This is a genomic window from Halarchaeum nitratireducens, from assembly GCF_014647155.1.
In the GTDB taxonomy this organism is placed as follows: Archaea; Halobacteriota; Halobacteria; order Halobacteriales; family Halobacteriaceae; genus Halarchaeum; species Halarchaeum nitratireducens.
In genome coordinates, this window is the sequence record NZ_BMOQ01000003.1 from 103899 (window position 1) to 129293 (window position 25395).

Below are 25395 nucleotides of genomic sequence, written 5' to 3' on the forward strand. Positions count from 1 at the left end.
CAACGCTTATTTCGCGATAGTATCAAGAGCGAAACGGCATGGACGACCCGTCGGCCGGAGCGCCGCTCACGACGGCCGAATACGAGCGCCTCGTCGACGCCGCCGACTCGTACCGCACGGAACTCCTCGTCGCCCTCTGCGGGCGCGTCGGCCTGCGGCCCGGCGAGATCGCACGCCTCCGCCCCGGCGACCTCACCCGGACGTCGAGCGACCACGACTTCCTCGCGGTCCCGGGGGACGACGACACGCGCGACGCCTACGTTCCGCCGGCCGCCGCGGCCGACGTCCGCAAGTACGCCGGCGCGGCCGACATCGCCGACGACGAACCGCTCTTCGACGTGACGCCGCGCCGTCTCCAGATGCTGATCGCGGAGGTCGCGGAGCGGGCCGCCGACGGTGACGACGACCGCCTCGCCGACGTCTCCACGCGCGACCTCCGCGCGCACTTCGCCGCTCGCCTGCTCGGGGCCGGCGTCGACCCCCGCATCGTCCGCGAAGCGGGTGGGTGGTCGAGCCTCGCCAGCTTGGAGCCGTACGCCGATCCGCCGACCCGCGCGGAGGTCGCCGCCGCGCTGAGCGACGAAGCGGCGGCCGGGAGCGACGCCTCACCGACGGAGCCGGACCGCGAACGACCCGATCGCTCGGGGTTCGCGGAGGCGGCGACGGCCCTCGGTGCGGCGCTCGAGGACGTGGCGACCAGACCGGCGGTCGAGGAGCGGGCGTGCGAGGCGCTCGCCGCGACGTGCGGGCCGGCGGTGATCTGCGACGAGCGTGGGGAGATCCGGGCGTCGACCGGCGTCGACGACCCGGACGCCCGCGCGGCGATCGCGGACGTGTTGGACGAGACGGCCCTCCTCGACGTCGAGGGCGGCGTTCGGTTCGTCGAGCGCGACCTCACCGCCGAGGCGTGGCGGGCCGACCGGACGCTGGCGTCCAGCGCCATCCGCGCCGGCGACCGCGTCCACGGGCTCCTCTGTGTCGTCGTCGGCCCGTCCACGTCGACCAGCGGCCTTCGACGCGCGCTCGTCGACGCTGGGCGGCGCGTCGGGTGGGCGGTGGCGGCGACCGAGCGCAAGGAGCGACTGCTCTCCGATACGGGCGTCGAACTGGTGTTCGAGGTGGACGCGGGGTCGTTCTTCGCGTCGGCGTCCCGGGCGCTCGACTGTCGACTGGAGCTCGACGGGCTCGTCCCGATGGCCGATCAGTCGCTCCTCTGCTTCGTCGCGGCGCGTGAGGTTTCGGTCGACGCCCTCCTCGACCGGGCCGCCGCGTCGAACGGGATCGCCGACGTTCGCCTCATCCGCGACGCGGGCGAGCGCGCACAGCTTGAGTTCGTCGTCCGCTCGGACGCGCCGATCGCGGAGATCGTGCGACGCGGTGGCGCCGTGGAGTCGGTGACGGCCGCCGACGGGGTCGCGCGCGTCGCCGCCGTCTTCCCGACACAGACCGACGTCCGAACGCTCGTCGAGGACGTCACCGCGGCGCACCCCGGTGTCTCGTTCCGGGCCAAACGCGAGGCCGTGCGGCGCGAGTCGCCGGACGACGTCCACCGGACGGTGGAGCACGAGCTGACCGATAAACAGCGAGTGACGCTCCGCGCGGCGTACTTCGCGGGCTACTTCGAGTGGCCGCGCGGCAGCACCGCGGAAGAGCTCGCGGGCTCCATGGGCGTCTCGGCACCGACACTGCACAACCACCTTCGAAAGGCCCAACAGAAGGTCTTCACCGCGCTGTTCGACTCGTCCTCGTGATGGTGGCGCTCGGGTGTGCCAACTAATTAGAATGAATGTTTATTACAATAGCTTCGATTGCTACGTGTGGTATGGTAGAAAACGACAACCTCGAAACGCGATTGGCCGAACAGGACGTGTTCGAGCCGCCAGAGTCGTTCGTCGAGCAGGCTAACGTCACCGATCCGAACATCTACGAGGAGTTCGAGGAGAACTGGCCCGAGTGTTGGGAGGGCGCCGCCGATCTCCTCGACTGGTACGACGACTACGATCAGGTGCTCGACGACTCGAACCCGCCGTTCTACGAGTGGTTCACCGGCGGGACGCTGAACGCCTCCCACGAGTGCGTCGACCGGCATCTGTCCGAGCGCGGCGACGAAGTCGCCATCGAGTGGGTCGGCGAGCCGGCCGACGAGGCCGACCGCTCGATCACCTACGAGGAGCTCCACCGGGAGGTGAACGAGTTCGCGGCGGCGTTACGCGACCTCGGGGTCGGCGAGGACGACGTCGTCACGATGCACATGCCGATGATCCCCGCCCACCCGATCGCGCTCCTCGCCTGCGCGCGTATCGGCGCGCCCCACTCGGTCGTCTTCGCCGGCTTCTCGGCCGAGGCGCTCGCCGAGCGGATGAACGCCGCCGACTCCGAGTACCTCGTCACCGCGGACGGCTACTACCGGCGCGGCGACCCCCTCGACCACCTCTCGAAGTCACGCGAGGGCGTCGAGAAAGTCGAGCACGACGTCGAGACGGTCGTGGTCGATCGCCTCGGCCCGAACGGCGACGACTTCGGCCACGACCTCGACGAGGACGAACACGACTACGCTGACCTCGTGGCCGACCACGCCGGCGCGACGGTCGAGCCGGTCGCTCGCGACGCGGAGGACATGCTCTTCCTCATGTACACCTCCGGGACCACCGGCCAACCGAAGGGGGTGAAACACACGACGGCGGGCTATCTCGCGTGGACGGCGTGGACCTCGCAGGCCGTCCTCGACGTCAAACCCGAGGACACCTACTTCTGCTCGGCGGACATCGGGTGGATCACCGGTCACTCCTACATCGTCTACGGCCCCCTCGCCCTCGGGACGACGACGACGATGTACGAGGGCGCACCCGACTACCCCGCGGAGGACCGTTTCTGGGAGATCGTCGACGACCTCGACGTCACGCAGTTCTACACGGCGCCGACGGCCATCCGGTCGTTCATGAAGTGGGGCGCGGAACACCCGCAGCGCCACGACCTCTCCTCGCTGCGGTTGCTCGGGACGGTCGGCGAACCGATCAATCCGAAGCCGTGGAAGTGGTATTACAAGCACATCGGCGGCGAGGAGTGCCCGATAGTCGACACGTGGTGGCAGACGGAGACCGGCGGTCACATGGTGACGACGCTCCCCGGCGTCAACGACATGAAGCCCGGGAGCGCCGGTCCCGCGCTCCCCGGCGTCGACGCACGTATCGTCGACGGCAACGGCGAGGAAGTACCCGCGGGCGGTGCCGGCTATCTGACCGTCCAGAAGCCGTGGCCCGGGATGCTGCGCACGCTCTACAAGAACGACGAGCGGTTCATCGACGAGTATTGGGCCGAGTACTCCGACACCGACTCTGACGACCCCGAGGACTGGGTCTACTTCCCCGAGGACGGCGCGAAGATCGACGACGAGGACTACATCACCGTCGTCGGTCGCGTCGACGACGTCGTCAACGTCTCCGGGCACCGACTCGGGACCATGGAGATCGAGTCCGCGGTCGTCTCCGCCGAGGGCGTCGCCGAGGCCGCCATTGTCGGCGCGAGCGACGACCTGAAGGGCGAAGTCATCCACGCCTACGTCATCCTCGAAGACGACGACGCCGATGAGGACGAACTGCGCGAGCGCATCGAGGCCGCCGTCGAGGATCAGATCGGTCCCATCGCGCGGCCGGCGAAGATCGTCTTCACGCCCGAGCTCCCGAAGACCCGCTCCGGGAAGATCATGCGCCGCCTCCTCGAAGAGATCTCCGACGGGGAGGAACTCGGCGACACCTCGACGCTTCGCAATCCCGACATCGTCCGCAATATCGAAGCCGAAGTCCGAGGTGAGTGATCATGCCCGCTAACACCGACACCGCGAACCCCGGACCGCTCGGCCTCGTCGCGTTCGGCCTGACGACCGTCCTCCTCAGTCTCGTCAACGGCGGGATCCTACCCAGCGCGGGTGAACCCGTCGTCCTCCCGCTCGCGCTCGCCTTCGGCGGCACGTGCCAGTTCTTCGCCGGCCTCCTCGAGTATCGGGAGGGGAACACGTTCGGGTACACGGCGTTCTGTAGCTACGGGGCGTTCTGGTGGTGGTTCGGCCTGCTCGTCCTCTTCGCGGGCAACGGTTGGCTCTCCGTCAACGCGACGGCCGTCGGCGCCGCGCTCCTCCTCTGGGGGCTCTTCACGGCCTACATGTGGGTCGCGACGTTCAAGCTCAACTGGGCGCTCTGGTCCGTGTTCCTCACGCTGACCATCACGTTCCTGCTGCTCGGTCTCGGCGACCTCGGCTTCGGGACGGCGACGATCGGCGGCTACGTCGGCGTCCTCACCGGCCTGCTCGCCATGTACGCCTCGTTCGCGGAGGTCGTCAACTGGGCGTGGGACCGCACCGTGGTCCCCATCGGCGGCGCGCCGCTCAGCGACTGAACGGCCGACGATTCCCGTTCTCCTCGTTTATCGCTCCCGCCAGCGGCGCACGGCGAATTCCCCGTACCCGCCGTAGGCGAGATCGAGGCTCCCGATCCACCAGTTCCACCGCGACGCCACGCGCCCCTCCGGCGCGTCGCGGAGATGCTCGACGACTTCCGCGGGCGCGAGTTCGTGGCCGGCGTCGCGCTCGTAGCGGCCGCTCGCCGCGAGATCGGCCGCGATTCGGGCGACGGCGTTGCGCTCGGCCTCGCTCCCGGGGAAGACCGCGAGCGCGTCCGCGAACGCGTCCACGGACCGAGTCACACGCGACACTCGACGCCCCGGTCCAAAGAGCGTGCCCCCGACCCGTACCTCCGAGTGCGATGCCGGGACCATCCCGGTGCGTGCCCTGACCCCCCGCTCGCGGCGGTCCAACGAGCCGGTCGCGCCACCGTGCGTCCGGTCGAGCGCGCCCGTCGGCGCGCGTCGCGCGACGCCCCGCCGCGATTTCTCCGGTCGCCAGCCCGCTCCTACCGACGGATCTCGTCGCCGGTGACGTCCTCGATACCGCGCACGAACGCCGCGATGTCCTCCTCGCCGTGGCCGAGCGCGCGCGCCCGGCTCGCAGCCTCCTTCGTCGCTGCCGTCGCCGGCACCGGCACCTCCCGTTCGCTCGCGCTATCGAGCGCGAGACGCAGGTCCTTGAACTGCAGGTCGAGCGGGAACGCGGCCTCGAAATCGCCCTCGGCGATGGCCTCCCCCTTCGCGTCGAAGAGCGGCGCCGCCACTCCCCCGGAGCCGATGGCTTCGAGCATCGCGTCCACGTCGAGGCCGTTCGCGTCCGCGAGCGCGAGCGACTCCGCGAACGACTGCATCATGTTCCCCAAGAGGAGGTTCACGGAGAGCTTCGCGTGCGTGCCGTCGCCGACGCCGCCACAGCGCACGACGGGGTCGCCCATCGCCTCCAGCACGCCTTCGACGGCGTCGACGTCCGCGTCCGCGCCGCCCGCGAGCATCGTGAGCGTCCCGTCTTCGGCGGGCCCGATCGTCCCCGAGACCGGGCAGTCGACGAAGCGCCCGCCCGCCTCGGCGACGAGCGTCGCGGCCGCCCCGGTGTCGTCCGGCGAGACCGTACTCGAATTCACGACGTAGTCGCCCGCGGAGAGTCCGGCGAGCAGACCGTCCGTGCCGTCGAGGACGTCCCGGAGAGCCTCGCCGTCCGTCACCATGACGACGGTGACGTCCGCGCGCTCGCCGACGCCGCGCGGCGTCCCCGCGACCGGGACGCCCGCGTCCGCGAACGGTTCCGTGGGCGCCTCACTCCGGTTGTAGACCACGAGGTCGAAGTCGTCAGCGACGTTCCACGCCATCGGTACGCCCATCGCGCCGAGTCCGATGAACCCGACTGTCGTCATGGGTGTCGATACGGACGCGCCGGACAAATAGGTCGGCGGCGAGAGAGACGCGCCGCAAAGGCTTTTGCTGGGCCGGGGTGACGTATCGTTCATGAAAGTGCTGTTGGGCATCGGCGGGAGCGACGACTCGCTCGACGCCCTCGACCGCACGGTCGAGCGGGCCGTCGAGGCGGGTGACGAGCTCACCGTCGCCGTCCTCGACAACCCGGAGAGCGACCGGTCCGCGGACGAGGTCATCGATCACGCGTCGTCGGTGCTGGAGGAGGCGGGCCTCGACGCCGACGTTCGACACCTCACGGGCGACCCGGGGAGCGAGCTCGTCGAACTCGCCGGCCGCGAGGGGTTCGAACAGGTCGTCCTCGGCGGCGGCGAGCGCAGTCCGATGGGGAAGATCCGACTCGGCCACATCGCCGAGTTCGTCCTGCTGAACGCGCCCGTCACCGTCTCCCTGGTCCGATGACGAACGACACCGACGCGCCCGGCCCGTTCCCGACGCCGCCCCACGCCTTCGAGGACGCCGACGGGCGCGAGATCACCGTCCGCTCGCTCGCGTCGACGGACGCCGACGGGATCGAGTCGCTCGTGGCGATGTACGACGACTTCGACCCGAGCATGCGCGCGCAGGGCATTCCGCCGACGGGCGAGGCCCGCGTGCGCTCGTGGCTCGACACGCTCGTCGGGGGCGACGCCTACAACGTCGTCGCGTGGCACGGCGACGACGCGGTCGGCCACGCGACGCTCGTCCCGGACGGCGACGACGCGTACGAGCTCGCCATCTTCGTCCACCAGGACTCGCAGGGCTGTGGCATCGGGACGCGTCTCATCCGCACGCTCCTCGGCTACGGCGCGGCGAACGACGTCGGTCACGTCTGGCTGACGGTCGAGCGGTGGAATCACGCGGCGATCGCGCTCTACGAGAAGGTGGGCTTCGAGACGATGAGCGCCGAGAGCTTCGAGATCGAGATGGAGATGGACCTCTCGACGGCCCGCGTTCAGACGGACAACACGGGCTGACTCGCGTAGAGTAACACGTACTCGGCGACCTTCTCCAGCACCGTCCCGGGCGGATCGACGCTCGAACGCGCCTCGCGGGGCATGACGAGGAAGTCCGCGTCGACGTCGTCCGCGCAGTCGAGGATCACGCTCCCGGGGTGGTGGGTCTTGCGTCGCGTCGAGAAGCCGTGCATGACGGAGGTGCCGACCGGGACGTCGCTCGCGTCGGCGAGCGCGCGGACGTCGTCGAGGAACGACTCGTGTGCGTCCGCGATCCCGTCCTCGTCCACGTCGCCGTCCGCGATGCTCCGCGCGACGTCGTCGCCGAGGACGAAGAGCGCGTGGACGTCGGCGTCGTAGCGCTCGGCGACTGCGACCGCGTACTCGGCGGCGGTCCCGGAGGCGTCGCTCCCGTCGACGGGGACGAGGACCGTCCCGACTTCGAGGCTCATGTCGGCGTCTCCGGCGGCCGCCACCAAAAGCCCACCGAGGAGTGGAGTTAAGTGCGGACGCGGCGACGTCCCCCACATGATCGATACCGTTGTCGTCGCCACCGACGGGTCGGAGAGCGTGGGGCGCGCGATCGACACCGCTCTCGACCTCGCCGAGCGCTTCGACGCCGACGTCCACGCGCTCTCCGTCGTCGACACGGGGGCGCTCGACACGACCCCGGACGACCTCCGCACGGAGATGGCGGACGCGCTCGCGGCGCGCGCCGAGGACGCCCTCGCGAACGTCGCCGAACGCGCCGACGGCCCGGTCACCACCGCGGTCCGCGAGGGACGTCCCGCGGACGAGATCCTCGCCTACGTCCGGGAGATCGACGCCGACGTCGTCGCCACGGGCACGCGCGGACGCCACGGCGAGAACCGCCTCCTCATCGGCTCGGTCGCCGAGCGCGTCGTCCGCGACTCCCCGATCCCCGTGTTGACCGTGCGGCGCCTCGAAACCGACGAGATCGACGGACGCGCGTAACCGCCGGGTTCTTCTCCCTCGCCGCGCTTCCCCACGTATGAAAGACCGGGTCATCGACGACGATACCCTCTCGCTCGAACGGAAGTCCCGCCTCCCGGGGCGGGGCTTCTTCGTCCCCGACGACGTCTCCGAGGCCGAGACGGAACGCGAGATGCGCGAGCGCCTCGACGGCGCGGACGTGGTCGTGGTGGCGGACCCCGACGCCGACGGCCTCGCCTGCGCCGCGCTCGTCCGCGAGGTCTATGGCGCGGCCGCCCTCGTCCCCGCCGGCCCGCACACCCTCGAGGACGGACTCGATCGCGTCGCCGACTACGCCCCCGCCGGCGCGACCGTCTACGTCTGTGACCTCTGTCCAGACGAGTACGCGTACGTCCGCGACGAACTCGAACGCCTCGTCGCGCACGCCGGCGCCGTCCACTGGTACGATCATCACCAGTGGACCGAGGACGCGGCCGAACGCGTCCGCGCGGCCGGCGTCGACCTCGTGATCGGTGACTCCGACGAGGAGTGCACCGCCGACGTCGCCGTGCGCTCCCTCGACGCCGACCTCCCGCGCCACCTCGTCGAGCTCGCCGCCGTCACCCGCGATCACGACCTCTGGCTGAAGGAGGACCCGCGCAGCGACGACCTCTCGGACTACTCGCATCGCGCCGACGACGAGGAGTACGTCGAGACCGTCCGCGAACACGGCCCCGACCTCCCCGCCGAGGTCCTCGACTTCCTCGAAGCCGAGCGCGTCGAGAAACGCGAGCTCATCGACAAGGCCCTCTCCCGCGCCGAACTCCGCACCGTCTCCGTGGCCGGCGAGGACGTGACCGTCGGCGTCACCTACGGTCGGTGCTCCCAGAACGAGGTCGCCGACGACCTCCGCGAGCAGGGCGCGGACGCCGCCGTCATCGTCAAGCCCGCGGGCTCCGCCTCCATCCGCGGGAGCGAGGACTTCGAGCGCTGTCACGAGGTCGCCCGGCAGGTCAACGGCGGCGGCCACCCGCAGGCCGCCGGCTGTAAGCCCGACATCTACGACGACATGCTCGACTACGCGAACCACTGGACGACCGGCGGGGCCGTCGCCACGCAGGTCATCCTCAACGCCTTCCGAACGCTCCCCGACGAGCCCGCCGAGAGCGCGGAGGAGTAGCGTAGCGCCCGCGTCGCTCTCGGGGCCCGCCGCTCAGACCCCCGTGATCCGACGACGCGTCACTCGCAGAGCCAGCGCTCCGAGTAGCTCGCCCCGCACTGGCAGTGCGCGTAGGCGTGGACGACGGGGCCCTCGGCGTAGAGGCCGCCGACCTCCTCGTTTCGCTCCTCGGTGAACGCGAAGACGAACGAGACGTCGTGGGTCTCGCCGTCGCCCGCCTCGGGGCACTCGCCGCCCGCGAGGTCGCGATCGACGTGGCCGTCCGCGCCCATCGCCTCCTGTGCGAACTCCATCGCCGCCATTCCCGTCGTCTTCTGGAAGACGGTGCGCCCCCTCTCCCCGTCGACGACGAGGACCACGCCGTCGTCGTACGCGACGGCGTCCTCGCGGTCCGCGAGCGACCCGACGTTCTCGACGACGTCCTCTGTGAGGTAGAGCGCGACGTCCTCGTGGCGCTCGCCCGCGAGGAACTCGGTGTACCTGTCGGTCATACCTCCCCTACCCGCTCGCGGAAGAAAAGCGCCGTGCGTTCGACTCGATGCGTTACTCGTCGGCTTCGTCCGCGTCCTCCTCCTCGCCGAGGAGGGAGGCGACGGACTCGTCGCCGGTCTCCGTGACCTTCGCGTTGATCTGGACGGTCGCGTCGGAGACCTCGCTCCCGCGGACGCTGATCCGGCGGCGCTCGCCGTCGCGCTCGGGGTTGTAACCGACGCTCTCGGTCTTGACGAGGACGCTCTCCACGCCGGGCCCGGAGACGTCGCCGCGCATCGGGCGCCCGGCCTCGTCGGAGCCGCCGGTGATCTCGAGCGTGCAGCCGGTCAGTCCAACGGCGTCACCGTCGACCTCGTCGCCGATATTCCGACCGATGAAGCGATTCGCGTCCTGTCCCTCGACCTCGATCGGGTACGCCGTCCCCTCCGCGGGGTCGGCGACCACGACGTTGAACGTAGCCATACGCGTATTCCCGGCTGCGCGACCTAAAAGCGCGTCGAAACCCCGGAGCGGCTGCGAGGCCCGGCGACACGCTTTTGCCCGCTTCTCGGGTAGGCCGGGTATGACCGAGCAGGGCGACGCCGACGGGATCGACGCGACGGCGGACGACGACGCGACCGACGGCGCGGCGGCGACCGCGGGCGGTGCGGACGAGCCGACGCCCGGCGTCCCGGACGACGTCCGGAAGTACGATCGCTTCAAGAAGGTCGACGGCGCACAGTACGAGCGCGTCAACGACTTCCTCCGCGAGCGGACCTACGTCACGGCCCGCGAGTGGGCGATCGCGCGCTTGTGCGCGGACTTCCGCACGGAGACGGGCGTCGAGATGACGAAGATCGGCGAGAACCTCCCCGAGCTCGTCCCGTTCATGACGGACACCTACACGCCCCAAGCGGTGAATCAGGCCCGCTCGGCGTTCGAGGACAAGGTGACGAAGGCGGGCGCGACGTTCCTCTACGGCGCGATGAGCGACTTCTTCACCGCGGACGAGCTCGACGACCTGATGTACGAGTCGACGGAGGTGGCGAAGTTCCTCCTCGAAGTCGAGGGGGTCGAACTCTCAGTCGAGGAGGAACTCGACGCCGAGGACCGCATCTCCGAGGTCATGCGCGACGTCCGCGAGGCCAGCGACGAACTCCGGCACTCCGAGGCGACCTGTCCGAACTGCGGTCACGAGATGAGCGAGGCCGACGACTGAGCGTCAGTCGTCGCCGATCGCGCTCTCCCCGTCGTCGACCAGTCGCCCCCCGGACACGGCGTTCACGACCGCGCCGACGAGCACCACGAGCGCGGCGACGTAGAGCCACGTGAGCAGTAGCATGACGCCGCCGAGGACGCCGTAGGCCTGACTGTCGCCGGCGTAGGCCACGTACGCACGGAAGAGCGCACCGAACGCGAGCCATCCGGTCGCGGCGACGAACGCCCCGGGGAGGGCCTCGCGGGGCGTCACCGTCGCGCCGGGCAGCACGTAGTAGAGCGGCAGGAACGCCACCGTCAGTCCGACGAGCAAGAGGAGCGGCCCGAGCAGGTCGAGTACGACCTGCTCGACGACGAGCGCGAGCGCCGCACCGACGCCGACGAGGCCGACCGCGGCGACGGCGAGACAGCCGAGCGCGACGAGGCCGTCCCAAACCGCGCCGACGAGCCCGGCGTCGTCCTCGCCGTAGACGACCGCGAACGCCGTGTTCAGCCCGCGGAAGACCTTCAGCGCGCTCCACGCGAGCAGGACGACGCCGAGCACCGACGTGCCGAACGCGCCGGTGCGGTTCGTCAGCGCGCCGCGGAGGAGGTCGGCGGCGTTCGGTGAGAGGAACCCCTGCAGGGCGGCGACGACGGCGTCCGCGGTCGCCGGACCGCGGAGCGCCGCTGCGAGCGCGAAGACGAGCACGAGCAGCGGCACGAGCGAGACGAACGCCGCGTACGCGATCGCGCCCGCGACGAACGTGAGGTTCCGATCCCGGACGACCGCGACCGTCTCCAGCGCCGTCCGACGGGCGGCGTCGAGCGTCGAGTCGGGCATACCGATCAGTCGGGCGGCCGTCGGTTGAACGTTCGGGCCTGCGTCGGTTCCGTCGGCCCCGCCCGCGCCGCTCGACTCCGCGCGTCCCCCGACGCGCCCCGTCGCGCGCTACGGCGACCGACGGCGAACGTTCGTCCCGCCCGGCTCCCCGAACGCCTCCTCGGGCGCGTCCCACACGCGCTCGCCGCGCCGCATCGTCCAGACGGGGAAGACGCCCTCGAAGCCCGCGAACGGCGTCCAGGTGCACTTCGAGTGGAGGGCGTCGGCGTCGATCTCGGTCACGTCGGTCGTATCGTAGAGCGCGAGGTCGGCGTCGTACCCCGGCGCGATCCGCCCCTTCCCGGCGACGCCGAACAGCTCCGCGGGGTTCCGCGCGGTGACGTCGCGCACGCGCTCGACCGTGAGGTCCGTGCGCCGCGTCGCGGCGAGGAGGAGCGGCACCATCGTCTCGACGCCCGGCACGCCCGACGGCGCGTTCCAGATGTCCGCGTCCTTCTCCGCGCGAGTGTGGGGCGCGTGGTCGGTCGCCACGATGTCGAGCGTCCCGTCGACGAGGCGCTCGAACAGCTCGCCGCGCCGGCTCTCGCTCCGCAGCGGCGGGTTCATCCGCCCGAACGTCCCGAGGTCGTCGTAGTCGTCGCGCGAGAGGAGGAGGTGGTGGGGCGTCGCCTCGCAGGTCAGGCCGCTGTCGGCGGCGATGTCGACGGCTTCCGGCGTCGAGGTGTGCGCGAGGTGGACCTGCGCGTCGGCGTCGGCGGCGACGTCGACGGTCCGTTCGGCGGCGACGATCTCGGCTTCCGCGCGCCGGTAGGCGCTCCACGCGTCCGGGTCGTCGCGCGCCGTCGCCTCCGCTCGCGGGTCGTCGTCCCCCCCGCTCGCGCTCTCCGTGCCGCGTGGCAGCACGCTCTCATCGAAGAGCGTCGCGTCCTCCGCGTGGACGGTGACGGGAACGCCCGCGCTCGCCGCGCGCTCGACGGCGTCCGCGAAGAGGTCGGCGTCGATCCCCATCTCGCCCGTCGAGTCGGCGAGGAAGACCTCGCCGAGCGCGAACAGCGGGCGCTCGAAGAGCGAGTCGGGATCCCACGACTCCGTGACGCCGCCGTTGAGACCGTAGTCGACGAGCGAATCGTCGGCGAACGCCGCCTTCCCGTCGTAGGCCTCCCCCGTCGTCGTGGGCGGATCGGTGTTCGGTTGATCGACGACGGTCGTGACGCCGCCCGCCGCGGCCGACCGGGAGCCGGTCGCCCACGTCTCCTTGTGGCTCGCGCCGGGCTGGCGGAAGTGGACGTGGGCGTCGATCGCGCCGGGGAGGAGGAGGCGCTCGTCGGCGTCGATGGGCACCGTCCCGTCGAGGTCTACGCCGACCGCGTCGATCGTCTCGCCGTCGAGGCGGACGTCGCGGACCCGGCCGTCCGCGAGCGTCGCGTCGCGTATCACGCGCATACCCGGGCGTCGGCGCTCTCGCGCCTAAAGCTGACGACACGCCACGCCGCGCGCGATCCGCGAGCCCGGGCGTGCCGATTTATGCGTCCGGCCCCACGACTCGGATGATGAACACGCCGACCGTACCGGATGTGGATGGGTTCGTCGACGTCTCCGAGCGGCTGATGCGCTATCTCGAAGTCGTGGCCGCCTTCGTACTCGTCGGTCTCTTCGGCATCGGCGTCTTCGATTTCCTCCTCCAGATCGTCACGCTCGTCCGCACGGGCGCGATCACGGACACCGCGGCGATCATCGGGCTCATCGACGAGATCCTCCTCCTGTTCATCATCGTCGAGATCTTCCAGACGGTCGTCGCGTACGCCCAAGAGCAGAGCGTCATCCGCATCGTCATCGCGGCGGGACTCATCGCCGTCGCGCGGAAGGTCATCAGCTTCCACTCCGGTGACTACGGCACGCCGACCGAGTCGACGATCGCCGCCGCGGGGTACGCCCTGCTCTTGCTCGCGCTCGTCGCCGCCCTCTACGTCGTCGGGCGCGCGAACGTGACGACGCCGCCCGACCAGGACGTCTAAGCGTCGAAGCCCACGGCGTCGCGCGTCGTCGTCTCGCCGAACAGCCACGCGGCGTGCTCCGTCGCGTACTCCCGGTGGTCCGCTTCGATGTAGCCGAGCGCGTCCTCGACGACGACGGTGCGATAGTCGCGGAGGCCGGCGCTCGCGGCCGTGTGGAGGACGCAGACGTTGGCGAGCGTCCCGCAGAAGACGAGGTCTTCGACCCCGTGCGCGTCCAGATACCCCGCCAGTTCCGTCTCGTGGAAGGCGTCGTACGTGTGCTTCTCCACGACGTGATCGGGGTCGGGGAGGTCGTCGACGAGCTCGGCGTCCCACGTCCCCTCGACGACGTGCTCGCCCCAGCGCGCGAACTCGTCGTACGCGTGGTTCCCCTCGAACTGCCCCTCGGGGTGGACGTCGCGGGTGTAGACGACGCGCGCGCCGGCCTCGCGGGCGCGCGTCGCGAGCGAGACGCAGGGATCGACGGCGTCGCCGCTCGGGGGCGCGTAGAGGCTCCCGTCCGGGTCACAGAAGCCGTTCTGCATGTCGACGACGATCAGCGCGGTCTCCGCGGGATCGAACTCGGGCATACCGATGAGGGCGTCTGCGAGGCGCTTAGTCCTTCACCCGGACGGTGATCTTGCCGACGTGCTCGCCGGCTTCGAGGCGGCGGTGGGCGTCGCCGATCTCGTCGAGGGTGTAGTCGGTGTCGTCGAGGTGGGGGACGATATCGCCCTCGTCGACGAGCGTGGCGACGCGATCGAGGATCTCGCCGTGGCGGAGGCGGCCGGCGTGGTCGTCGTGAATGAGCGGGAGGAGCATGAACACCGTATCGACGCTGAGCCCCTTCGAGTGGACGGGGTCGAGGTCGGCCTCGCCGCGCGAGACGGTGGTGACGACGCGCCCTTTCACGCCCGCGGCGGCGAAGTCGTTCCCGAGGTTGTCCGCGCCCGCGCCGACCGTGTCGAAGACGACGTCGAACCCCTCGCCGTCGGTGTACTCGTCGGTGTAGTCCGCGACGTCGCGCCGATAGTCGAAGGCGTGGTCCGCGCCGAGCTCCTCCGCGAGCGCGCGCTTCTCGTCGGTCGAGGCCGTCGCGTGGACGACGCCGCCCTCCAGGCTCGCTATCTGGACGCCGACGTGTCCCACGCCACCCGTCCCGCCGTGGACGAGGACGGACTCGCCGGGCGAGACGTCTGCGCGCGTCACGAGGCCGTCCCACGCGGTGATCGTCACGAGCGGGAGCGCGGCGGCTTCGCGCATCGAGAGCGAGTCGGGCTTGTGCGCGAGCGTCGCGGCGTCCGCGGCCGCGTACTCGGCGAGCGCACCCGTCGTGCCCGCGAGGCCGCCCGGACAGCCGTACACCTCGTCTCCGACGGCGAACTCGTCGACGCCCTCGCCGACCGCCACGATCTCGCCGGCGACGTCACCGTGCAGGACGGCGGGGAAGTCCGGACAGAGGCCGCTCGCGAACCCGCTGCGGATCTTCGTGTCCACGGGGTTGACGCTCGTCGCCGCCACCTCGACTAGCACCTCGTTCGCGTCGACCTCGGGGACGTCGAGCGTGGCCGACTCGAAGACCTCCGGGTCGCCGTGCTCGCGGATCACCTGTGCGTCCATCGTCTCGGGGATGTCGGACATACGCGCTCCTCGGAGCGCCGCGCGCAAAAACGTCAGCGTGCCGGCCGCGTTCGCGGCTATCCGCGGCACGCACCACCTAAGTCCCTCGCACCCGACGCGTCGCGTATGCGCGAACTCGACCGCTGTGACTTCTGCGAGGAACCCGCCGACGGCGTCTACGAGGTCGTCCCCGATACCGTTCCAAGCGGTGCGCGCCGCCTCGTCCTCTGTACGGCCTGCCGGGACACCCTCGCGGGCGTCGTCGACCCGCTGCTCGACGCCCTCGACGGCCACGACCACGCCGAGCACGACCACTCTCCGGCCGTCACCGTCGAACCCGCGGTCCCCGACGTCGAACTCGACGCGGACGAGACGGCCGACGACGCGGCCGACGGCGACGCCGACGCGGCCGACGGCAATCCCGGCCGCGACGTCACGACCGACGGCACCGTCGCTGCGACCGACAGTAATCCCGACGCGACCGACGGTGACGCTGACGCGGCAAACAGCGACGCTGACGCGGCCGACGGAGACGAAACCGAGGTAGACGGCGAAACGGATACCGGCCCGGATCGCCCGGAGGGGTACGCCCAACTCGTCCGTCTCCTGCGCAATCGCCCGGGCGCGATGACGCGCGCGGCCCTCGCGGACCTCGCCGACGGCGCCTACGACCTCTCGCGCGCCGAGGTGGACGCGGCCGTGGACGCCGCCGTCGAGAACGGGCATCTCGAGGAGACGCCCGAGGGCGTGCGGACGCCCTGACTCAGAGCTCGCCCTTCGTGCTCGGCGTGTCGCTGCGGCGCTCGTCGAGTCGCGTCGCGTCGTCGAGCGCGCGGGCGTTCGCCTTGAAGAGCGCCTCGACCTCGTGGTGGGCGTTCTCCCCGTCGATCGCGCAGTGGAGCGTGAGGCCGGCGTGCTCGGCGAAGGAGTGGAAGAAGTGGGCGGCCATCACGCTGGAGAAGTCGCCGATGCGCTCCTGGCTGAACTCCCCCTCGAACTCGTAGTAGGGGCGCCCGGAGACGTCGAGGACGACGCTTCCGACCGCCTCGTCGAGGGGGACCCTTCGGTCGGCGTAGCGGACGATGCCGCGCTTCTCCCCGAGCGCCTCGTTCACCGCCTCCCCGAGGACGATGGCGACGTCCTCGACCGTGTGGTGGTCGTCGATGTGGAGGTCGCCGTCACAGCGCACCGTGAGGTCGAAGAGGCCGTGCTTGGCGAACGATTCGAGCATGTGATCGAAGAAGCCGATACCGGTCTCCGCCGTGCTCTCGCCGTCGCCGTCGAGGTCGACGGTGACGTCGATGTCGGTCTCGGCGGTCGAGCGGGACGCCGCGCCCGTACGCGTGCTCATACGCCGTCCTTCTCGCGCGTCGCTCAAGGCCGTTGCGTTCGCCTACACCAACCCGAGCGCGCCGAGGGCGGCGAAGAGGAGATCGCCGTAGGTGAACGCGACGATCAGGCCGAGACAGAGCGTGACGAAGAAGGGCGTCCCGGGGGTGATCCAGACGGCCTCGCGCTCGGTGACGACGTCGAGGCCCTCGCGGAGCGAGGCGGGCGACGTCCCGTACGCGGAGCCCTCGATGTCGTCGAGGAACGCCGCCGCGCCCCACGGGTCGCCGTCGCCCGCGACGACGTCACCCGCTCCGCGTCCGTCGCGCTCGCCGCCGTCGGTGCGCGCGCGCCCGTCGCTCGCCGTCACCACCCCGTCGGTCGGGTCGTTCGGCTCCGCGGGGAGCGTCCCGGGATCGCGCAGGCCGGGATCGTCGCGGAGGTCGGCGAGCGTGACGCCGCGCCACCGACAGTACATCCGCAGGGCGTCGAGATCGAGGCCGCCGGTGAGGCGCGTGCCCTCGCGGTCCTCAAGGAGGCTGCCGTGCTCGACGGGCAGGCGCTCGACGGGGACGCGCTTGCCGACGGCCATCACGGGCGCGATGTCGCCGCGCGCCGCGTTCGAGACGAGCAGGTAGAGCGGGTACGCCATCCCGAGGACGAGGGCGTTCATGAGGACGGTGAGGGCGAAGACGCGGACCGTCGTCGGGACGTGCGGGAGGACGAACCCGTCGAAGTAGTACGTCGGGTAGGTCGGGAGGAGGACGCTGATGGCGACGAGCGCCTTCGCGTCCGCGCCGCCGAAGCCGACGGGGACGACGTAGAAGAACGCGCCGAGGCCGCCGACGAGCAGGACGCTGACGGCCGTCCGGAGCGCGAACGCCCGGAAGGTGAACGCGTCGGGCGCGTGGACGGCGTTCCACCCCTCGACCGCGAGGCAGAGCACGCCGAGGACGAGCAGCGGCGGCCAGAGCAGGTCGGGGACGCGACGCGTCTCGATGTCCCGGTACGCACCGTAGGCGAACGCGGGGACGGCGAGCAAGCGGAGCAGGTCGGGAACGGACGCGTACACGAACGAATCGGCGCGCGAGAGGGGCAAAGGAGTTTCGGCGACGGGCGATCGATCGCCGACCGTCGATGCCGACGCACGGCTACGTGGCGGTGCGTCCCGAAAGAAAAACGTCGTCGTTCGAGCTGGCCGCGTTAGATGACGCGGTTCTGGAGGTAGTCGAGGTGCTTCGCGTTGTAGACGATCTTGACCTCGTCCGTGGCCGGCGACCCGATGCAGGTCAGGCGCACGTTCTTCTCCTCGACCTCCTCGTCGCTGAGGATCTGCTGCATGTCCATGTCGATCTCGCCCTCCTTGACGATGGACGCGCAGTTCGCACACGCACCGGCGCGGCAGGAGAACGGCCAGTCGTAGCCCTGCGCCTCGGCGGATTCGAGGATGTAACTGCCCTCCGGTACGTCAAGCTCACCGTAGTCCTCCTCGTCGAGACCGGCGTCCGCGGCCTTCTCGAAGAGGTCGTCGTCGTCCATGTCCCAGCCCTGGTCGCTGACGACTTCGTAGTTCAGGTATTCGACGGTTGGCATCACGGTGAGATTTTTCGCCCGTAATGAAAGGCCTTGCTGTTTTCACGCAGTCGCCGCCGGTTTCGCGCACGGACGTTCGTTCATCCGACGACCCCCGCGACGCTGAACAGCGCGAACGAGGCCGTCGCGGCGATCGTCGGCGTGAGCACCCAGAGGATCACGACCCGCCCGACGGCCGCGGGATCGAAGAGGTCCCCGGCGGCGAGCTCGTCGGGGTCCTCCTCGCCGATCCGGGGCACGTCGTGCGGGGCGTCCGCCCGCTCGGTGGTGAGCGACCCCACCGCGATCGGCGTGCGCCCCTCGCCGCTGAGCGCGTCGTTCGCACGGACGGTCCGCGTCGCTCGCCCCCACCCGAGCCCGACGATGCACATCGTCGCGGAGACGGCGAGGCTCGCCGGTATACCGAGCACCGACAGGGCGGTGATGAGCGACGCGGAGACGACCTCGACGATCAGCGCGGCGAGCAGCGGGAGGTCCGTGAGGTCGTTTCCGACGGTGTCGAGCGTCCGGCGGGCGATCGTGAACGCGCCGACGGCGATCGCCGCGCCGGCGAGGAGGACGCCCGCGTTCGCGGAGAGGTAGCCGCCGCCGACGAGCGGCGCGACGGCGTTCGCGGCGTTCGACGCGCCCGCCGAGAACGCCATGTAACAGCCGATCGCGACGACGAGGAACGCCGCGAGGAACTGCCGCGGGGTCGCGCTCTCGTTCCTGCCGACCGGGTAGCCGACGGGGCCGAGCTCGCGCCAGACGAGCAGTCCGTCCTCGGGCGCATCGAGCCGGAAGAAGGCGTCCAGATAGGGGTACGCGTAGCGGCCGACGACCGCACAGAGCCAGAAGGCGAGGACGGGCGCGACGACCCACGCGGAGACGATCCGTCCCATCGTCGCCATCTGGAGGGTGCCGGTCGCGGCGCCGAGGCCGGCGATCGAGCCGACCGCGGTCATCGACGTCGACGCCGGGACGCCGTAGCGATTCGAGACGAGGAGCGCGGCGCCGACGAAGAAGAGGACCGCGACCGACGCCGGGAGGGTGAACTCGGAACTCGGGACGATCTCGCCGCCCATCGTGTCGATGACGTTCCGGCCGACCGTCCAGCCGCCGAGGAGCGCGAAGACCGCCATCAGCGCGGCCGCGCCGAGTTTCGTCACGACCTTCGAGCCGACCGCCGGCCCGAAGGCGACGCCCGTCGAGGACCCGCCGATGTTGTAGCCGACGAACGCCGCGACGAGCACGCCGACGGCGAGGAGAGCCGAGACCATCGCCTCGGGCTACGCCCGCACCCGGTTTGAACCCGGTGATCGCAGGCGGCGGGCGCCGACGAGTCGGCCGCCGGCACGGCCTCCGTCGGGCCCCGTCGCTCGCTCCCGAACGCGGACGCTTTTGCCCGTCGCCCTCGCACTCGGAGTATGTTCGAGACGTTCGAGGTCGTCCCCGCGGTCGACGTACAGGACGGCGAAGTCGTCCAGTTGGTACAGGGCGAACGCGGAACGGGCAAGCGCTACGGCGACCCCGTCGCGGCCGCCGAGGACTGGCTTGCGGCCGGCGCGGAGACGATCCACCTCGTCGACCTCGACGGCGCCTTCGAGGGCGCACGCGAGAACGAGGACGCGATCGGCGCCGTCGTCGAGGCCGTGGGCGACGACGCGGACGTCCAAGTCGGCGGCGGCATCCGGTCGTTCGCCGACGCGCGCGACCTCCTCGAAATCGGCGTCGATCGCGTCATCCTCGGGACGGCCGCCGTCGAGAACCCCGAGCTGGTCGGCGAGATCGCGGACGCCTACGACGACAGCACGCTCGTCAGCCTCGACGCCAAGGACGGCGAAGTCGTCGTCTCCGGCTGGACTGAGGGGACCGGCCTCGACCCCGCGGCGGCCGCCGCCGAGTTCGAAACCGTCGGCGCCTCGGGCGTCCTCTTCACGGACGTCGACGTCGAGGGCCAGCAGACCGGCGTCCGCACCGACGTCGTCTCCCGCGTCGTCGACGCCGTCGACATCCCGGTCGTCGCCTCCGGCGGCGTCGCCGCCCTCGACGACATCACGGCGCTTCGAGAGGCGGGCGCGGCCGCCGTCGTCGTCGGCACCGCGCTCTACGAGGGGAACTTCACGCTCGCAGAGGCTCGCGAACGCGTCGCGTAGCCCCCGACTCCCCGACGGGCGCGACAGAAGACCTATCCACGCCCGCCGGTATGCTCCGGTATGAGCGAGAGCGAGAGCGGCTTCGGCGTGGACCTCGACTTCGGGGACGACGGCCTCGTACCAGCCGTCGCGCAGGACGCCGAGACCGGCGACGTTCTGATGCTGGCGTACGCGAACCGCGACGCCCTCGAACGCACCGTCGAGACGGGGGTCGCGCACTACTATTCGCGCTCGCGCGAGGAACTCTGGGAGAAGGGCGCGACGAGCGGGCACACCCAATCGATCGAGGAGGTCCGCGTCGACTGCGACGGCGACGCGCTCCTCTACGTCGTCGAGCAGACCGGCGGGGCGTGCCACACCGGTCATCGTTCCTGCTTCTACCGCACCGTCGAGGGCGAGACCGTCGGCGAACGCGTCTTCGACCCCGACGACGTCTACGAGTGACGATGGCCGGCGCCACGAGCGACGACCCCGCCGACGTCTCGGGACTGCTCGCGCGCCTCCGCGACGCCCGCGAGCGCCGCACCGACGCCGAAGCCGCCGTCGACGAGTACGGCACCGACACCCTCGAACGCCTCCGCGAGCACCGCGCGGACGCGCTCGCCCTCCTCCGGCGGTACGAGGACTCGGCGACCGGCTCCGGCGACTTCCAGTCGTACATCGAGTTCGAGGGGAAGGTCGCCGAACTCGTCGAGCGCGTCGACGACGACCTCCCGCGCGCCGACGCCTTCGACGACTACGACGACGCGCTCGACAAGCGCCGCGTCACCGAGTCGGACTTCGAGCGCGCCCGCGACGCCCTCGACCCCGTCACCGACCTCACCGATCGCCTCGACGAACGCGAGGCCGCGCGCGACGCCTATCGCGCCGTCCGCTACGACGCCGAGGACCGACTCGACGCGCTCGACGACGAGATCGCCCGCCTCGAACGCGTCGCCCGGCTCGCCGACGCCGACCTCGACGCCCCGGTCGCCGACCTCCGCGACCCCGTCGAGGCCTACGACACGGCGGCGCGGACCGTCGTCGAGGACGCCCTCGCTCAGCGGTCCGCGCGCGACGTCCTCGGGTGGCTCGACGCGCTCACGGCGTTCCCGCTCGTCGACGCGCCGACCGTCCCGCCCGCCCTCCTCACGTACGTCCGCGAGCACGACGCCGGCGACGAACCCGTCCCGACGCTCCTCGACCACGGCGACGAGTCGCTCTCGAAGCTCGAACACTACGTCGACGACCCCGCGGCGCTCAAGCGCGTCGTCGGCGCGAACCGGTCCTTCCTCCAGCGTCTCGACGGCGGCTTCCTGACGCTCGGCTGGCCGCCCGACCCCGCGGACGTCCTGCGCTACCGAGCGAACGAGCTCGTCTCCGCGCTCGCGCGTCTCGACGCCGATACGGCGATCGACCGTCTCCGGACCGTGACCGCGCTCGCCCGCACCGAGCGCTACGAGCGGCTCCGCGAGGCCGCGCTCGCCCGCGCGGAACTCGACGACGCCGAACGCGAGCGCGTCGCCAACGGAACGGTCGCCGCGGCGCTCGAAGACGCCCGCGACGCCCGCGAGCGCCTCGCCTCGGCGCTCGAAGACGCTTAATTGTCGCGGCTCGCTACTCGATCGCCGCCCGGAGCGCCGCCGCGAGGTCGTCGGCGAGCTCGCCGGCGCGCGCCTCCGTACGCGCCTCCGCGTAGACGCGCACGACCGGCTCCGTCCCCGACGGGCGCGCGAGCACCCACGCGTCGCCGTAGTCGAGGCGGTGTCCGTCGATGGTCGTGAGTCCGGCGCCGTCGTCGGCGGTCGCCGCGTCGGCGTACGCCTCCGCGGCCGCGAGCAGCGCCTCCCGTTCCGCCTCGCCGTCGTACTCGGCGTTCACGCGGACGTTCGCGTAGTCGTCGTAGGGCGCGACGACGTCGCTCGCCGCTGCCCCGTCCGCGAGCAGTTCGAGGAAGCGCGCGCCGATGTACGCCCCGTCGCGGCTGATCCGGTACCCCGGGAAGATCACGCCGCCGTTCCCCTCGCCCGCGATCGGTACGCGCTCGCCCTCGGCTTCGAGCTGGCCGATCCGCGTCATGATGCGCGTCGAGCCGATCGGCGTCAGGTCGAGCTCCGCGTTCGCGGCCTCACAGACGTCGACGAGACGCTGGCTGACGTTCACCGCGGAGACGACGGTGTCGCCCGCTTCCACCTCGGCGGCGGCGAGCGCCGCGAACGACGCGCTCCCGTCGATCGGCTCGCCGCGCTCGTCGTAGAAGACCGCACGATCGCCGTCCCCGTCGTGGGCGATGCCGACGTCCGCGTCGCTCGCGCGCACGAGCCGTCCGAGCGCGTCGAGGTTCTCCGGGACGGGCTCGGGATCGCGCCCCGGGAAGTGGCCGTCCGGCTGGGCGTTCACCGTGACGACGCGACAGCCGAGCTCGCGGTAGACGTCGGGGCTCGTCAGCGCGCCCGCGCCGTGGCCGGGATCGAGCGCGACCGTCAGCTCCGCGTCCGCGATCCGCTCGCGCTCGACGGATTCGAGTACCAGCTCGACGTACCGCCGATTCGCGCCGTCGACCGCCCGGTCCGTACCGGTGCGGTCCCACGCGACGGCCTCGAACGCCTCGCCGAGGAGCGCCTCTTCGATCCGTTCGAGGGCCTCCACGGGGAGTTCGACGCCGTCCGGACCGACGAGCTTCAGCCCGTTGTACGCGGCCGGGTTGTGCGACGCCGTCACCATTACCGCCGGGACGCCCTCGTCGGCCGCGTACGCTTGCACCCCGGGCGTCGGGACGACGCCGAGGCGATCGACGTCCGCGCCGACGGCCGCGAGCCCCGACGCCACCGCGTTCTCCAACATCCGTCCCGTCAACCGGGTGTCGCGCCCGACGGCGAAGCGCGACTCCTCGCGGACGGTCCCAACCGCCCTCGCGACCCGGAGCGCGAACGCCGGCGTCAGCTCCTCGTTGGCGACGCCGCGCGTCCCGCTCGACCCGAACACCTGCATACCTCACCTGACGGCGGCCGTCCCAAAGCCGTTTCCCTAGTGGTCGTGGCCCTTCCCGTTGCCCGGCTTGCGGTCGATCAGGCTCACAAAGAACGCGTCGCCGTCGTAGAAGTAGACGCCCCGGAAGCCCCCCTTACAGTAGTCGGCCATGTCCGCGCCGAGTTCGTTGCCGGTCTCCGCGTCGAGATACACCGGATCGGACCACGACCCGCGCTCGCCGTCCGCCGCCCGCGAGAGCGCCGTCTCCAAGTTCGGGTGCGCGGTGACGAACGACTCCTCCAAGGTGCACGTGTAGTCGCTCGCCTCCGGATCCGCCGGCATCGCGCGGAGCTTCCACTCGCCGGACGGCCCGAGAACCCCGAGACCGAGGCCGTTACAGCCAGCGAGCGCGCCCGCGAGACCGGTCGCCGCCGCCGCGAGGTACCGACGTCGTCGCATACTCGCCACTCGGAGCGGCGACGTGAAGTACCGTGCGGTCCGCACAGGACGACGGCGCGCGTCTCACGGGTCGTTCCTCCCCGCTCGCGTTCGCGGTCCCGCGGCTCCTCGCGTCGCTCGGAACCGCGCTCCGTGCGCAACCCTTTCCGCCCCCGCACTCACTTCTTCACGCATGAGCGACCACGACATCAGCATCGACGAGAAACGCGTCTACGCCGAGCAGACCGGCACCGAGACCCTGCTCGTCGGTACCGATCGCGGCCTCGCCGCCGTCGCGATCTCCGGCGACCAGATCGGCGAGTTCGCCCTCCTCACCACCACTGAAGTGCGCGACGTCGCCGTCTCGGACGGGACAGCGGCCGTCGCCGACCGCGAAGACGTCCGGACCACCGACGCCGGCCGGAACGCCGTCGGCGGCGATCCCACGTTCACCGAGACCGGCTTCGGCGACGCCGTCGCCGTGGGCTACGACGACGACACGCTCCTCGCTACCGGGCCCGAGGGCCGCGTCGCCGCCCGCGACGGCGACGTGTGGGACGACCGCGGGATCGCCCCCGAGGCCCGGCGCGCCGACGGCTCGCTCCTCGCCACCGTCGACGGCGTCTATCGAGTCACCGACGACGACGTGGTACACGCCGGGTTGGACGACGTGAACGACGTCTCCGGCGCCGGTCCGTGGGCCGCCACCGACGACGGCGCCTATCGGCTCGGTAACGGCTGGCTCGCCGAGCGCGACGGCCGCGCGACGGCCGTCGCCGCCCGCGCCGATCACGCCGCCGCGATCGTCGACGACACCCTGTACGAGCACGACGGCGACGGCTGGCGCGAACGCGCGTGTCCCCTCACCGATCTCGCGGACGTCGACTACGGCGCGGGCGCGCTCTACGCGGCCGACTCCACGGGGACGGTCGCCGTCGACGCCGGCCACGGCTGGCGCACCCGGACGATCGGACTCCCCGGCGTGGCCGCCGTCGCCGCCGTCGCGGACGAGCGCTGACCCCGGACGGAAACGCCTAACCCCGCGCTACTACACCGTACAGCCATGATCGTCAGTGGCTCCGCCTCGCAGGGCCTCGCCGCCGCGCTGGCCGCCGAGCTCGGCGAAGAGCTCGCGCGCGTCGAGTACGAGTCGTTCCCGGACGGCGAGCGGATCGTCCGCGTTCCGCCCGTCGAGGGCCGCGCCGTCGTCGTCGCCTCCACCGTCGACGACGGCTCGTTCGTCGAACTCCTCCAGTTGCAGGACGCCGTCCGCGAGGCCGGCGCCGACCGCGTCGTCACCGTCGTCCCCTACATGGGCTACGCGAGACAGGACGAGGCGTTCGAACCCGGCGAACCGGTCTCCGCCCGCGCGATGGCGCGCGCGATCTCAACGGGCACCGACGCCGTCTACACCGTGAACGTCCATGAACCCGCCGTCGGAGAGTTCTTCGACGTGCCGACGACGAACGTCGACGCCACCCCGCACCTGGCCGACCCGCTCCCCGAGGACCTCCACGATCCGGTCTTCCTCGCGCCCGACGCCTCCGCGTTGCCGCTCGCCGAATCGGTCCGGGACGCCTACGGGCCGGGGGACGCCGACTTCTTCGAGAAGGTGCGCCACTCGGGGACGGACGTCGAGATCACGCCGAGCGAGACCGACGTGTCCGGCCGCGACGTCGTCGTCGTCGACGACATCGTCGCCACCGGCTCCACGATGAGCGAGGCGATCGGCCTGCTCGACGATCCGCGTCGCGTGTTCGTCGCGTGCGTTCACCCGCTGCTCGCCGCGAACGCGCGCACGAAACTCTCGAAGGCCGGCGTCGACGCCGTCGTCGCCACCGACACCATCGAGCGCGCCGTCAGCGAGGCCTCGGCCGCGCCCGCAGTCGCGACGGCGCTCGGCCGGGAGTAGCGCCACAGGCTTTTCGAC

Annotated in this window: 30 protein-coding genes; 15 read left to right on the top strand and 15 right to left on the bottom strand. The window is 71.3% G+C overall.

All coding sequences use genetic code 11. The features are described from left to right. Positions 1 to 38 precede the first annotated feature (38 nt). From IEX91_RS05065 to IEX91_RS05075, 3 genes are all read left to right on the top strand, one after another. Positions 39 to 1751 (top strand): bacterio-opsin activator domain-containing protein, encoded by a 1713-nt coding sequence (locus IEX91_RS05065; RefSeq protein WP_188877502.1) that lies wholly within the window; start codon positions 39 to 41, stop codon positions 1749 to 1751. Between the two features lie 71 nt (positions 1752 to 1822). Beyond that, positions 1823 to 3814: an acetate--CoA ligase gene (gene acs, locus IEX91_RS05070; protein WP_188877503.1), complete on the top strand. Its 1992-nt coding sequence runs from the start codon at positions 1823 to 1825 to the stop codon at positions 3812 to 3814. A 2-nt stretch (positions 3815 to 3816) separates the two neighbouring features. Next, positions 3817 to 4392 carry an acetate uptake transporter gene (locus tag IEX91_RS05075; RefSeq protein ID WP_188877504.1) on the top strand — a complete coding sequence of 192 codons (576 nt, stop codon included), beginning with the start codon at positions 3817 to 3819 and terminating at the stop codon, positions 4390 to 4392. Between the two features lie 27 nt (positions 4393 to 4419). On the opposite strand, the gene IEX91_RS05080 is transcribed toward IEX91_RS05075, so the two are convergent. Both IEX91_RS05080 and IEX91_RS05085 read right to left on the bottom strand, forming a co-directional pair. Next, entirely contained in the window at positions 4420 to 4698 is a 279-nt protein-coding gene (locus IEX91_RS05080) for a hypothetical protein (RefSeq protein WP_229772796.1), read from the bottom strand. A 206-nt stretch (positions 4699 to 4904) separates the two neighbouring features. Continuing rightward, complete coding sequence (locus IEX91_RS05085; RefSeq protein ID WP_188877505.1) at positions 4905 to 5789, bottom strand: NAD(P)-dependent oxidoreductase; 885 nt, start codon at positions 5787 to 5789, stop codon at positions 4905 to 4907. A gap of 91 nt (positions 5790 to 5880) precedes the next feature. On the opposite strand from IEX91_RS05085, the gene IEX91_RS05090 reads away from it, so the two are divergent. Both IEX91_RS05090 and IEX91_RS05095 read left to right on the top strand, forming a co-directional pair. Next, complete coding sequence (locus IEX91_RS05090; protein ID WP_188877507.1) at positions 5881 to 6249, top strand: universal stress protein; 369 nt, start codon at positions 5881 to 5883, stop codon at positions 6247 to 6249. Next, on the top strand, positions 6246 to 6803 hold the full coding sequence (locus tag IEX91_RS05095; RefSeq protein ID WP_188877509.1) for a GNAT family N-acetyltransferase: 558 nt from the start codon (positions 6246 to 6248) through the stop codon (positions 6801 to 6803). Before IEX91_RS05090 ends, IEX91_RS05095 begins: the two co-directional genes overlap by 4 nt. On the opposite strand, the gene IEX91_RS05100 is transcribed toward IEX91_RS05095, so the two are convergent. After that, positions 6782 to 7234, bottom strand: coding sequence for a universal stress protein (locus tag IEX91_RS05100; RefSeq protein WP_188877510.1), 453 nt, complete (start codon positions 7232 to 7234; stop codon positions 6782 to 6784). The genes IEX91_RS05095 and IEX91_RS05100 overlap by 22 nt on opposite strands. A 76-nt stretch (positions 7235 to 7310) precedes the next feature. On the opposite strand from IEX91_RS05100, the gene IEX91_RS05105 reads away from it, so the two are divergent. Both IEX91_RS05105 and IEX91_RS05110 read left to right on the top strand, forming a co-directional pair. Next, the gene (locus IEX91_RS05105; RefSeq protein WP_188877511.1) at positions 7311 to 7757 is read left to right on the top strand and encodes a universal stress protein; all 447 of its coding nucleotides are present in this window, start codon (positions 7311 to 7313) and stop codon (positions 7755 to 7757) included. Positions 7758 to 7794: 37 nt separating this feature from the next. Beyond that, positions 7795 to 8895: a DHH family phosphoesterase gene (locus tag IEX91_RS05110; RefSeq protein ID WP_188877513.1), complete on the top strand. Its 1101-nt coding sequence runs from the start codon at positions 7795 to 7797 to the stop codon at positions 8893 to 8895. A 59-nt stretch (positions 8896 to 8954) separates the two neighbouring features. Here the strand turns inward: IEX91_RS05110 and IEX91_RS05115 are convergent, their stop codons facing one another. Both IEX91_RS05115 and IEX91_RS05120 read right to left on the bottom strand, forming a co-directional pair. Beyond that, positions 8955 to 9386 carry a DUF5807 family protein gene (locus IEX91_RS05115; RefSeq protein ID WP_188877514.1) on the bottom strand — a complete coding sequence of 144 codons (432 nt, stop codon included), beginning with the start codon at positions 9384 to 9386 and terminating at the stop codon, positions 8955 to 8957. Positions 9387 to 9438: 52 nt separating this feature from the next. After that, positions 9439 to 9849: a 30S ribosomal protein S6e gene (locus IEX91_RS05120; protein ID WP_188877515.1), complete on the bottom strand. Its 411-nt coding sequence runs from the start codon at positions 9847 to 9849 to the stop codon at positions 9439 to 9441. A gap of 100 nt (positions 9850 to 9949) precedes the next feature. Here IEX91_RS05120 and IEX91_RS05125 point away from each other — a divergent pair, with 100 nt between their 5' ends. Next, positions 9950 to 10585: a DUF5806 family protein gene (locus IEX91_RS05125; protein WP_188877516.1), complete on the top strand. Its 636-nt coding sequence runs from the start codon at positions 9950 to 9952 to the stop codon at positions 10583 to 10585. 3 nt (positions 10586 to 10588) lie between these two features. Here IEX91_RS05125 and IEX91_RS05130 read toward each other — a convergent pair whose 3' ends face one another. Then, entirely contained in the window at positions 10589 to 11407 is an 819-nt protein-coding gene (locus IEX91_RS05130) for a YihY/virulence factor BrkB family protein (protein ID WP_188877518.1), read from the bottom strand. A gap of 108 nt (positions 11408 to 11515) precedes the next feature. After that, positions 11516 to 12850: a dihydroorotase gene (locus tag IEX91_RS05135; protein ID WP_188877519.1), complete on the bottom strand. Its 1335-nt coding sequence runs from the start codon at positions 12848 to 12850 to the stop codon at positions 11516 to 11518. A gap of 107 nt (positions 12851 to 12957) precedes the next feature. Between IEX91_RS05135 and IEX91_RS05140 the strand changes: the two genes are divergently transcribed. After that, positions 12958 to 13422 (top strand): phosphate-starvation-inducible PsiE family protein, encoded by a 465-nt coding sequence (locus IEX91_RS05140; RefSeq protein ID WP_188877520.1) that lies wholly within the window; start codon positions 12958 to 12960, stop codon positions 13420 to 13422. Here the strand turns inward: IEX91_RS05140 and IEX91_RS05145 are convergent. Then, positions 13419 to 13991: a cysteine hydrolase family protein gene (locus IEX91_RS05145; protein ID WP_188877521.1), complete on the bottom strand. Its 573-nt coding sequence runs from the start codon at positions 13989 to 13991 to the stop codon at positions 13419 to 13421. The genes IEX91_RS05140 and IEX91_RS05145 overlap by 4 nt on opposite strands. A gap of 25 nt (positions 13992 to 14016) precedes the next feature. Further along, positions 14017 to 15042 (bottom strand): zinc-binding dehydrogenase, encoded by a 1026-nt coding sequence (locus tag IEX91_RS05150; protein WP_229772797.1) that lies wholly within the window; start codon positions 15040 to 15042, stop codon positions 14017 to 14019. Positions 15043 to 15147: 105 nt separating this feature from the next. Here IEX91_RS05150 and IEX91_RS16590 point away from each other — a divergent pair, with 105 nt between their 5' ends. Further along, positions 15148 to 15783, top strand: a complete 636-nt coding sequence (locus tag IEX91_RS16590) for a hypothetical protein (protein ID WP_188877523.1) — start codon at positions 15148 to 15150, stop codon at positions 15781 to 15783. 1 nt (position 15784) lies between these two features. On the opposite strand, the gene hisB is transcribed toward IEX91_RS16590, so the two are convergent. The 4 genes from hisB to IEX91_RS05175 all read right to left on the bottom strand — a co-directional run bounded on the left by hisB (position 15785) and on the right by IEX91_RS05175 (position 19202). Continuing rightward, positions 15785 to 16372 (bottom strand): imidazoleglycerol-phosphate dehydratase HisB, encoded by a 588-nt coding sequence (hisB, locus tag IEX91_RS05160; protein ID WP_188877524.1) that lies wholly within the window; start codon positions 16370 to 16372, stop codon positions 15785 to 15787. A gap of 42 nt (positions 16373 to 16414) precedes the next feature. After that, a complete protein-coding gene (locus IEX91_RS05165) occupies positions 16415 to 17422 on the bottom strand; it encodes an A24 family peptidase (protein ID WP_188877525.1) in 1008 nt (335 codons plus the stop codon). Between the two features lie 131 nt (positions 17423 to 17553). Then, positions 17554 to 17943: a ferredoxin Fer gene (fer, locus tag IEX91_RS05170; protein ID WP_188877526.1), complete on the bottom strand. Its 390-nt coding sequence runs from the start codon at positions 17941 to 17943 to the stop codon at positions 17554 to 17556. A gap of 80 nt (positions 17944 to 18023) precedes the next feature. Continuing rightward, entirely contained in the window at positions 18024 to 19202 is a 1179-nt protein-coding gene (locus IEX91_RS05175) for an inorganic phosphate transporter (RefSeq protein WP_188877527.1), read from the bottom strand. Between the two features lie 147 nt (positions 19203 to 19349). Between IEX91_RS05175 and hisA the strand changes: the two genes are divergently transcribed. The 3 genes from hisA to IEX91_RS05190 are packed head-to-tail and all read left to right on the top strand — an operon-like array spanning position 19350 to position 21661. Beyond that, positions 19350 to 20078, top strand: coding sequence for a 1-(5-phosphoribosyl)-5-[(5-phosphoribosylamino)methylideneamino]imidazole-4-carboxamide isomerase (gene hisA, locus IEX91_RS05180; protein WP_188877528.1), 729 nt, complete (start codon positions 19350 to 19352; stop codon positions 20076 to 20078). 60 nt (positions 20079 to 20138) lie between these two features. Continuing rightward, complete coding sequence (gene hisI / locus IEX91_RS05185; protein WP_188877529.1) at positions 20139 to 20522, top strand: phosphoribosyl-AMP cyclohydrolase; 384 nt, start codon at positions 20139 to 20141, stop codon at positions 20520 to 20522. Positions 20523 to 20524: 2 nt separating this feature from the next. After that, positions 20525 to 21661 (top strand): DUF7118 family protein, encoded by a 1137-nt coding sequence (locus tag IEX91_RS05190; protein WP_188877530.1) that lies wholly within the window; start codon positions 20525 to 20527, stop codon positions 21659 to 21661. Positions 21662 to 21674: 13 nt separating this feature from the next. Here the strand turns inward: IEX91_RS05190 and glmM are convergent, their stop codons facing one another. Next, complete coding sequence (glmM, locus tag IEX91_RS05195) at positions 21675 to 23048, bottom strand: phosphoglucosamine mutase (protein WP_188877531.1); 1374 nt, start codon at positions 23046 to 23048, stop codon at positions 21675 to 21677. 36 nt (positions 23049 to 23084) lie between these two features. Beyond that, complete coding sequence (locus IEX91_RS05200) at positions 23085 to 23486, bottom strand: hypothetical protein (RefSeq protein WP_188877532.1); 402 nt, start codon at positions 23484 to 23486, stop codon at positions 23085 to 23087. A gap of 172 nt (positions 23487 to 23658) precedes the next feature. Between IEX91_RS05200 and IEX91_RS05205 the strand changes: the two genes are divergently transcribed. Together IEX91_RS05205 and IEX91_RS05210 are read left to right on the top strand one after the other, a co-directional pair. Further along, positions 23659 to 24483: an HVO_0234 family beta-propeller protein gene (locus IEX91_RS05205; protein WP_188877533.1), complete on the top strand. Its 825-nt coding sequence runs from the start codon at positions 23659 to 23661 to the stop codon at positions 24481 to 24483. Positions 24484 to 24528: 45 nt separating this feature from the next. After that, entirely contained in the window at positions 24529 to 25377 is an 849-nt protein-coding gene (locus tag IEX91_RS05210) for a ribose-phosphate diphosphokinase (RefSeq protein ID WP_188877534.1), read from the top strand. Positions 25378 to 25395: the final 18 nt, after the last annotated feature.

Excerpts from the sequence above, each read along its gene's own strand:
- IEX91_RS05130 (WP_188877518.1), bottom strand. The coding sequence starts at position 11,407 with ATGCCCGACTCGACGCTCGACGCCGCCCGTCGGACGGCGCTGGAGACG.
- IEX91_RS05140 (WP_188877520.1), top strand. The coding sequence starts at position 12,958 with ATGAACACGCCGACCGTACCGGATGTGGATGGGTTCGTCGACGTCTCC.
- IEX91_RS05085 (WP_188877505.1), bottom strand. The coding sequence starts at position 5,789 with ATGACGACAGTCGGGTTCATCGGACTCGGCGCGATGGGCGTACCGATG.
- fer (WP_188877526.1), bottom strand. The coding sequence starts at position 17,943 with ATGCCAACCGTCGAATACCTGAACTACGAAGTCGTCAGCGACCAGGGC.
- IEX91_RS05110 (WP_188877513.1), top strand. The coding sequence starts at position 7,795 with ATGAAAGACCGGGTCATCGACGACGATACCCTCTCGCTCGAACGGAAG.
- IEX91_RS05125 (WP_188877516.1), top strand. The coding sequence starts at position 9,950 with ATGACCGAGCAGGGCGACGCCGACGGGATCGACGCGACGGCGGACGAC.
- glmM (WP_188877531.1), bottom strand. The coding sequence starts at position 23,048 with ATGCAGGTGTTCGGGTCGAGCGGGACGCGCGGCGTCGCCAACGAGGAG.
- IEX91_RS05150 (WP_229772797.1), bottom strand. The coding sequence starts at position 15,042 with ATGTCCGACATCCCCGAGACGATGGACGCACAGGTGATCCGCGAGCAC.
- IEX91_RS05105 (WP_188877511.1), top strand. The coding sequence starts at position 7,311 with ATGATCGATACCGTTGTCGTCGCCACCGACGGGTCGGAGAGCGTGGGG.
- IEX91_RS05175 (WP_188877527.1), bottom strand. The coding sequence starts at position 19,202 with ATGGTCTCGGCTCTCCTCGCCGTCGGCGTGCTCGTCGCGGCGTTCGTC.
- IEX91_RS16590 (WP_188877523.1), top strand. The coding sequence starts at position 15,148 with ATGCGCGAACTCGACCGCTGTGACTTCTGCGAGGAACCCGCCGACGGC.
- IEX91_RS05200 (WP_188877532.1), bottom strand. The coding sequence starts at position 23,486 with ATGCGACGACGTCGGTACCTCGCGGCGGCGGCGACCGGTCTCGCGGGC.
- IEX91_RS05115 (WP_188877514.1), bottom strand. The coding sequence starts at position 9,386 with ATGACCGACAGGTACACCGAGTTCCTCGCGGGCGAGCGCCACGAGGAC.
- IEX91_RS05065 (WP_188877502.1), top strand. The coding sequence starts at position 39 with ATGGACGACCCGTCGGCCGGAGCGCCGCTCACGACGGCCGAATACGAG.
- hisI (WP_188877529.1), top strand. The coding sequence starts at position 20,139 with ATGAGCGAGAGCGAGAGCGGCTTCGGCGTGGACCTCGACTTCGGGGAC.
- IEX91_RS05075 (WP_188877504.1), top strand. The coding sequence starts at position 3,817 with ATGCCCGCTAACACCGACACCGCGAACCCCGGACCGCTCGGCCTCGTC.
- IEX91_RS05145 (WP_188877521.1), bottom strand. The coding sequence starts at position 13,991 with ATGCCCGAGTTCGATCCCGCGGAGACCGCGCTGATCGTCGTCGACATG.
- IEX91_RS05205 (WP_188877533.1), top strand. The coding sequence starts at position 23,659 with ATGAGCGACCACGACATCAGCATCGACGAGAAACGCGTCTACGCCGAG.
- IEX91_RS05100 (WP_188877510.1), bottom strand. The coding sequence starts at position 7,234 with ATGAGCCTCGAAGTCGGGACGGTCCTCGTCCCCGTCGACGGGAGCGAC.
- IEX91_RS05095 (WP_188877509.1), top strand. The coding sequence starts at position 6,246 with ATGACGAACGACACCGACGCGCCCGGCCCGTTCCCGACGCCGCCCCAC.
- IEX91_RS05210 (WP_188877534.1), top strand. The coding sequence starts at position 24,529 with ATGATCGTCAGTGGCTCCGCCTCGCAGGGCCTCGCCGCCGCGCTGGCC.
- IEX91_RS05190 (WP_188877530.1), top strand. The coding sequence starts at position 20,525 with ATGGCCGGCGCCACGAGCGACGACCCCGCCGACGTCTCGGGACTGCTC.
- IEX91_RS05090 (WP_188877507.1), top strand. The coding sequence starts at position 5,881 with ATGAAAGTGCTGTTGGGCATCGGCGGGAGCGACGACTCGCTCGACGCC.
- hisB (WP_188877524.1), bottom strand. The coding sequence starts at position 16,372 with ATGAGCACGCGTACGGGCGCGGCGTCCCGCTCGACCGCCGAGACCGAC.
- IEX91_RS05120 (WP_188877515.1), bottom strand. The coding sequence starts at position 9,849 with ATGGCTACGTTCAACGTCGTGGTCGCCGACCCCGCGGAGGGGACGGCG.
- IEX91_RS05135 (WP_188877519.1), bottom strand. The coding sequence starts at position 12,850 with ATGCGCGTGATACGCGACGCGACGCTCGCGGACGGCCGGGTCCGCGAC.
- hisA (WP_188877528.1), top strand. The coding sequence starts at position 19,350 with ATGTTCGAGACGTTCGAGGTCGTCCCCGCGGTCGACGTACAGGACGGC.
- acs (WP_188877503.1), top strand. The coding sequence starts at position 1,823 with ATGGTAGAAAACGACAACCTCGAAACGCGATTGGCCGAACAGGACGTG.